The sequence below is a fragment of the Kineococcus sp. AC630 genome, from assembly GCF_979255925.1.
In genome coordinates, this window is sequence record NZ_CEEDMJ010000027.1 from 46,308 (window position 1) to 52,749 (window position 6,442).

The 6,442-nt window shown below is 73.9% G+C and carries 6 protein-coding genes; 5 read left to right on the forward strand and 1 reads right to left on the reverse strand.

The features are described from left to right. Positions 1-2: 2 nt before the first annotated feature. Positions 3-1,637 (reverse strand): ABC-F family ATP-binding cassette domain-containing protein, encoded by a 1,635-nt coding sequence (locus AC0I8G_RS22465; protein WP_380257991.1) that lies wholly within the window; start codon positions 1,635-1,637, stop codon positions 3-5. Positions 1,638-1,696: 59 nt separating this feature from the next. Here AC0I8G_RS22465 and AC0I8G_RS22470 point away from each other — a divergent pair, with 59 nt between their 5' ends. The 5 genes from AC0I8G_RS22470 (at position 1,697) to AC0I8G_RS22490 (ending at position 6,369) form a co-directional block, all read left to right on the forward strand. Beyond that, entirely contained in the window at positions 1,697-2,434 is a 738-nt protein-coding gene (locus tag AC0I8G_RS22470; RefSeq protein WP_471731914.1) for a class I SAM-dependent methyltransferase, read from the forward strand. A gap of 117 nt (positions 2,435-2,551) precedes the next feature. Then, a complete protein-coding gene (locus AC0I8G_RS22475; protein ID WP_471731915.1) occupies positions 2,552-2,872 on the forward strand; it encodes a hypothetical protein in 321 nt (106 codons plus the stop codon). A gap of 55 nt (positions 2,873-2,927) precedes the next feature. After that, entirely contained in the window at positions 2,928-4,637 is a 1,710-nt protein-coding gene (locus AC0I8G_RS22480; RefSeq protein WP_471731916.1) for an NAD(P)/FAD-dependent oxidoreductase, read from the forward strand. After that, a complete protein-coding gene (locus AC0I8G_RS22485; RefSeq protein ID WP_471731917.1) occupies positions 4,634-6,022 on the forward strand; it encodes a sensor histidine kinase in 1,389 nt (462 codons plus the stop codon). The genes AC0I8G_RS22480 and AC0I8G_RS22485 overlap by 4 nt, the downstream gene beginning before the upstream one ends. Next, a complete protein-coding gene (locus tag AC0I8G_RS22490; RefSeq protein ID WP_380258001.1) occupies positions 6,019-6,369 on the forward strand; it encodes a UBP-type zinc finger domain-containing protein in 351 nt (116 codons plus the stop codon). The genes AC0I8G_RS22485 and AC0I8G_RS22490 overlap by 4 nt, the downstream gene beginning before the upstream one ends. The last annotated feature ends 73 nt before the right edge of the window (positions 6,370-6,442 follow it).

Here is a 6,442-nt window from a genome sequence, read left to right on the forward strand (position 1 = left end):
CCTCAGAGTTCGCGGACCCGCCCGTCCTCGACGGCGAACCGGCGGGTCACGTGGACGGCCTCGAGCAGACGGCGGTCGTGGCTGACGAGCAGCAGGGTCCCGGCGTAGCTCTCCAGCGCCTGTTCCAGCTGCTCGATGGCCGGCAGGTCGAGGTGGTTCGTCGGTTCGTCGAGCACGAGGAGGTTCACCCCGCGGGCCTGCAGCAGGGCCAGGGCCGCGCGGGTGCGCTCACCCGGCGAGAGGCTCGACGCCGTCCGGGCGACGTGGTGCTGACCGAGGCCGAACTTGGCCAGCAGGGTGCGGACCTCCGCGTCGGGCCAGTCGGGGACGGCGTCGGAGAACGCGCGGGCCAACGGCTGCTCGCCGAGGAACAACCCGCGGGCCTGGTCGACCTCGCCGACCGCCACCCCGGAACCCAGCGCGGCGGAACCGGAGTCGGGCGCCAGACGACCCAGCAGCAGGTTCAGCAGGGTCGACTTGCCCGCGCCGTTGGGGCCCGTGACGGCGACCCGGTCGCCGACGTCGATCTGCAGCGTGACCGGCCCGAGGGTGAACCCCCCGCGCTGCACGACGGCCTCCCGGGTCGTCGCGACGACCGTCCCGGAGCGGGGAGCGGCCGCGATCTCCATCTGGAGCTTCCACTCCTTGCGGGGTTCCTCGACCACGTCGAGGCGCTCGATCATCTTGTCGGTCTGCTTGGCCTTCGCGGCCTGCTTCTCGCTGCCCTCGCGCATCTTGGCCCGGATGTTCTTGTCCGGGTCGCCCTTGCGGACGGCGTTCTTCACGCCCTGCGCCATCCAGCCGCGCTGCATCCGGGCGCGGGCCTCGAGGCCGGCCTTGGTGTCGGCGAAGTCGTCGTAGGCCTCGCGGGCGTGGCGGCGCTGCACCTCGCGTTCGGCGAGGAACGCCTCGTACCCGCCGCCGACGACGCGGACGACCTGCTGGGCCAGGTCGAGCTCCACGACCCGGTCGACGGTGCGGGCCAGGAACTCCCGGTCGTGGCTGACGACGACGGCGGGGGAGCGCAGTTCGGTGACGAACTTCTCCAGCCGGGCCAGACCGTCCAGGTCGAGGTCGTTGGTGGGTTCGTCGAGCAGGAACACGTCGTAGCGCGAGAGCAGCAACGCGGCCAGCCCCGCCCGGGCCGCCTGCCCGCCGGAGAGCGACGTCATCGCCGCGTCCGCGGAGACGGTCAGGCCGAGGTCGGCGAGGACCTCGTCGGTGCGTTCGTCGAGGTCCGCACCGCCCAGGTTCAGCCAGCGGTCCAGGGAGTCGGCGTAGCGGTCGTCGGCGCCGGGCTTCCCCTCGGCCAGGTCGTTCGCGGCGTCGTCCATCTGCTGCTGGGCCTCGGCGACGCCGGTGCGCCGGCCGAGGAACTGCGCGACCGACTCACCCGGGCGGCGTTCGGGTTCCTGCGGCAGGTAGCCGACGGTCGCGCTCGGCGGCGACAACGAGATCGTGCCCGTCTCGGGGGTGTCCTGGGCCGCCATCAGCCGCAGCAGCGTCGACTTCCCCGCGCCGTTGGCCCCCACCAGCCCGACGACGTCCCCGGGTGCGACGACGAGGTCCAGACCGGAGAACAGCGCGCGGGTGCCGTGGGCGGCGCTGAGGTCCTTGGCGACGAGGGTTGCACTCACCGGACCATTCTCGCCCGTCGCGCGGCCCCTCGTCGCTCACGTTCTCCCCGGGGCGCAGGATGACGACCGTGGACGCCACCCAGCACGCCCGGTCCTTCGGTGCGGCCGCCGACTCCTACGCCCGGGCTCGGCCCGGCTACCCGCGCGACGCGGTCGACTTCCTCGTGGGGGACGCGGCCCGGGTGCTCGACCTCGGCGCGGGGACGGGCAAGTTCAGCCAGGCCCTGGTCGCGGCGGGGCACGAGGTCGTCGCCGTCGAACCCTCGACCCGGATGCTCGCGCAGCTGCGGGAGGTCCTGCCGGAGGTCGAGGCGCACGAGGGCTCGGCGGAGGCGACGGGGCTGGCGTCGGGGTCCGTCGACGCGGTGGTCGTGGCCCAGGCGTGGCACTGGGTGGACCCGGGGCGGGCCGTGCCGGAGGTGGCCCGGGTCCTGCGTCCCGGTGGGAGCCTCGGCCTGGTCTGGAACGTGCGCGACGACACCGTCGACTGGGTCCGCCAGGTCTGGGACTTGGCCCAGCGCGGGCAGGAGCAGGAGATGCGCACCGACACGACCGAGGTCGGCCCGCCGTTCGGGCCGGCCGAACGCTTCGGGACCCGGTTCGAGCACGTCACCGACCGGGCCGGGATCCTCGACCTCGTCGCCTCCCGCAGCTACGTCATCGTCCTGCCCGACGACGAACGCCGCGACCTCCTCGCCGCCGTGGCGAGCGTCCTCGACGGCCACCCCGACCTGCGCGGCCGGGACGAGGTCCGTGTCCCGTACCGGACGCACTGCACCCGGTTCGTGCTCCGCTGAGAGCCGTCCGGGCGAATCACGAGCGGGATCACGCCCCGTGACGGCAGACTGCCCCTCGGGTGCCGGGGGGCAGCCGGACGAGCGAACGGCCGGGGGGCTGACATGACGGTCACGAGGATGGAAGGTGCCCACGGGCACCGCGCGAATCACCGCACGAGCGATCTCGAGGTGCGCCGCGACCCGCTCCGGGCCCGGGCCCTGGCCGCGGCGGGTCTCTCGCTGCTCTGGCCCGGCCTCGGGCACGCGTACCTGGGACGGACGTCGACGGCCGTCGGGTTCGTGATCGCCCAGGTCCTCGTCGTGGTGCTCTCGGTCATGCCCGGCTTCTGGCGCGTGACGGCCCCGGTGTGGGTGCTGCTGGTGGTCGGCTCCGCGTTGAACGCCGCGTGGAGCGCCGCACGGACGGCCCGGCGCGACGCACGGGCATCCGTCGACTGACTGCACTCCCGGCGGGCCACTTGACCCGCGTCCGGGCGGATGACAGTTTCCGGGCGTGGCAGAACTCGAGGACACCCCCGGTGCCGGTGCGGCACCGCGCCCCGTCCTGCTGACCGTCGACGACGACCCGGCCGTCTCCCGGGCGGTGGCCCGCGACCTGCGCCGCCGCTACGGCCGCGAGTACCGGATCGTGCGCGCAGAGTCCGGCGCCGACGCGCTCGGCGCCCTGCGCGAGCTGAAGCTGCGCGGGGAACCCGTCGCGGCGGTCCTCGCCGACTACCGGATGCCGCAGATGGACGGCGTCGAACTGCTCGAGCAGGCGATGGACCTCTTCCCCACCGCCCGCCGGGTGCTGCTCACCGCCTACGCCGACACCTCCGCGGCGATCCGGGCCATCAACGACGTCGACCTCGACCACTACCTGCTCAAACCGTGGAACCCGCCGGAGGAGAAGCTCTACCCCGTCCTCGACGCCCTCCTCGAGGGCTGGCGGGCGATCCCGGCGCGGCCCGTCGACGAGGTCGTCGTCGTCGGCGACCGGTGGTCGGCGCGGTCCTTCGCGGTGCGGGACTTCCTCGCGCGCAACGAGGTCCCCTACCGGTGGCTGCTCGCTGAGCAGCCCGAGGCCGTGCGCCTGCTGGCCGCCACGGCCGCGGAGACGGACCAGGCGCGGTTGCCCGTCGTGGTCGCCCCGGGCTCCGACGGCCCCGTCGTGCTCGTCGACCCCGACGACACCGCCCTGGCCGAGCACGTCGGGCTCTCGACCCGCCCGCAGCAGGACTTCTACGACCTCGCCATCGTCGGCGGCGGCCCCGCCGGGCTGGGGGCCGCGGTCTACGGCGCCTCCGAGGGGTTGCGGACCGTCCTCGTCGAGGAGCACGCCACCGGCGGGCAGGCCGGGCAGAGCTCCCGGATCGAGAACTACCTCGGCTTCCCCGACGGCCTCTCCGGGGCGCAACTGGCCGACCGGGCCCGACGACAGGTCGCGAAGTTCGGCGCCGAGACCCTCGCCGCGCGCAGCGTCACCGCCCTGGAGACCTCCGGCGGCGCGCACGTCGTCCGCTTCGCCGACGGGACCAGCGTCGCCGCGCACACCGTCCTGCTCGCGACCGGGGTGTCCTACCGGACCCTGGAGGGACCCGGCCTCGACGAGTTCACCGGCCGCGGCGTCTACTACGGGGCCGCGTTGAGCGAGGTGAACGCCTGCGCCGAGGAGGACGTCTTCGTCGTCGGCGCCGCGAACTCCGCCGGGCAGTCCGCGGTGAACCTCGCCCGCTCGGCCCGCAGCGTCACGATGCTCGTGCGGGGCCCCTCGCTCGAGGCGTCGATGTCGTCCTACCTGATCGAGCAGATCCGTGCTCTGGACAACGTCCACGTGCGCACCTGCACCGAGGTCGTCCGCGCCGCCGGCGACGGGCACCTGCACTCGATCGTGGTGCGGGACAGGCAGTCCGGCCAGGAACAGGAACTCCCCGCCACCCACGTCTTCGTCTTCATCGGCGCCTCCCCGCGCACCGGGTGGCTCGACGGGACCGTGCAGCGCGACGCCCACGGGTTCGTCGTCGCCGGCCCCGACCTGCACCTCGTCGACGGACGCCCACCCGGCTGGACCCTGGACCGCGCGCCGTACCACCTCGAGACCTCCGTCCCGGGGGTCTTCGTCGCCGGCGACGCCCGCGCGGACTCCGTGAAGCGGGTCGCGTCCGCCGTGGGTGAGGGAGCGATGGCCGTCATGCTCGTCCACCGCTACCTGGCCCGGTCGTGAACCCCGACGCGAACCCCGCCGTGCGGCTCGCCCCCGAGGAACTGCGGACCCTGTTCCTCTTCGAGAAGCTGTCGGAGGAGCAGTTGCGGATGCTGTCGGCGACCGGGGAGGTCGTCGACGTCGCGCCCGGCCCGCTCTACGCCGAGGGCGAGAAGGCCACCTGCTTCTACGTCCTGCTCTCCGGCGCCATCGCCCTCTCCCACCGCGGCGGCGGCACCGACGACCTCGAGGTCGGCCGCACCCGCCAGCGCGGGGTCTACTGCGGCGCGTGGGAGGCCTACCTCGGCGACGACGCACCCGAGGGGTACGGCTCCTCCGTCCGCGTCCTCGAACCCGCCCGCTTCTTCGTCCTGCCGGCCTGGAAGTTCGGCAAGGTCGTCCGCGAGTGGTTCCCGATGGCCGTCCACCTCCTGGAGGGCCTGCGGATCGGGATCACCGAGGCCCAAGAACTCATCGGCGCTCGCGAGCGCCTGCTGGCCCTCGGCTCGTTGACCGCGGGACTCACCCACGAACTCGGGAACCCGGCCGCGGCGCTGGCCCGGACGCTCGGGCAGCTGCAAGAGGGCCTGGACGTCCTCGCACCTCCCGTCCCCGTGACCGGAGCCGTTGCGGTGCCGCGTGATCCGCTGGGACGCGCCGAGGCGGAGGACCGGCTGCTGGACGTCCTCGACGAGCTGGGGGTGGCCGAGCCCGACGACCTGGCCCCGGTCCTCGTCGAGCACGGGGTCAGCGCCGAGTTCCTCGGGTCGCTGGGCGGGCGGACCGCCGTCGAGACGTACGCGCGGGGGTTGTCGGTGCGTTCCCTCGTCGCCGAGGCCGCCGCGGCGTCGGCCCGCATCAGCGCGCTGCTGGCCTCGGCGGGCAACTACGCCCAGCTCGACCGCGCGGCCGAGGGCTGGGTCGACGTCCGGGAACTGCTGGACGCGGCGATCGAGATGCTCGGTGCGGGCGCCGGCCGCGCGGTCGGCAACGCCCACGTCGTGAAGGACTACGCCGACGTGCCCAAGCTGCTCGGGCAGGCCGGCGAGCTCGGCCAGGTCTGGACCAACCTCCTCGACAACGCCCTGGACGCGCTGGCGCCGGGACCGGGAACGGTCACCGTGCGGGTCCGCGACGGCGACCCCGGGGTCGTGGTGGAGATCGCCGACGACGGACCGGGGATCCCCCCGGAACTCCTGGGCCGCATCTTCGAACCCTTCGTCACCACGAAGGACGTCGGTCAGGGGACCGGTCTCGGCCTCGACATCGCCTGGCGGATCGTCGTGCACCGCCACCACGGGCGGCTCGGCGTCACCAGCGAACCCGGCAACACCGTGTTCCGGGTGTGGCTGCCGCTCACCTCAGAACCCCCCACGTCCGAGCTCTCGTCCGGAGGAGAACAGTGACCGAACCGATCGACCCCACCGCCGCCCCCAGCGGCCCCGGCTGCGCCGACTGCGAGGTCTCCGATCCGCAGGGCTGGTGGTTCCACCTGCGCCGTTGCGCCGCGTGCGGGCACGTCGGCTGCTGCGACTCCTCGCCCGGCCAGCACGCCAGTGGCCACGCCGCGTCCTCCGGGCACCCCGTGGTGCGCTCCTACGAACCGGGGGAGGAGTGGTTCTACGACTTCGGCACCGAGGAGACCTTCGAGTCCGGACCCGACCTCGCCCCGCCGCTGAACCACCCCGAGGACCAGCCCGCCCCCGGCCCGCACGGCCGCGTCCCGTGGAACTGGACGACGCTGCTGCACTGAGGCCCCCGGATCCCGCGGAAACAACACTTTCCGCCCTCGCGGGGGCCCCTCCGGGGGCGGAAAGTGTTGTTTC

Bases quoted from the DNA above. Each gene is read 5' to 3' on its own strand.
- AC0I8G_RS22470 (WP_471731914.1), top strand. From the start codon at position 1,697: ATGACGACCGTGGACGCCACCCAGCACGCCCGGTCCTTCGGTGCGGCC.
- AC0I8G_RS22475 (WP_471731915.1), top strand. From the start codon at position 2,552: ATGGAAGGTGCCCACGGGCACCGCGCGAATCACCGCACGAGCGATCTC.